Source organism: Acetobacter estunensis, assembly GCF_019083805.1.
GTDB lineage: Bacteria > Pseudomonadota > Alphaproteobacteria > Acetobacterales > Acetobacteraceae > Acetobacter > Acetobacter estunensis_A.
In genome coordinates, this window is record NZ_JAHRDV010000156.1 from 1 (window position 1) to 243 (window position 243).

General features: G+C 61.3%; 1 pseudogene. It reads left to right on the forward strand.

Features of this window, described 5'->3' with window-relative positions:
- Positions 1 to 115: 115 nt before the first annotated feature.
- Positions 116 to 243, forward strand: a pseudogene (locus KUA11_RS17670) (nicotinate phosphoribosyltransferase); the annotation flags it as partial.

The following is a 243-nucleotide window of genomic DNA, read 5'->3' on the forward strand; positions in this document are numbered from 1 at the left end:
GCCATGTTTCCACCATGGCCGTGGCCGACAGCACCGGACGGCGGATGAAGACGGCATACGTCACCACACAATCCCCAAAACGGGAGACGATGTCTTTCGTGCGGTTGAAGTAGCTGTCGGTCCGTGCTGTGTGGCGGCGCACCGGGCCTATCAGATGGCCCTTTCCCTTCCCAAGGCACAGTTTCTGGCCATGGAAGCCCGGCACTGCGCGGGCTACGAGATGCAGGAACTGATGGCCTATGG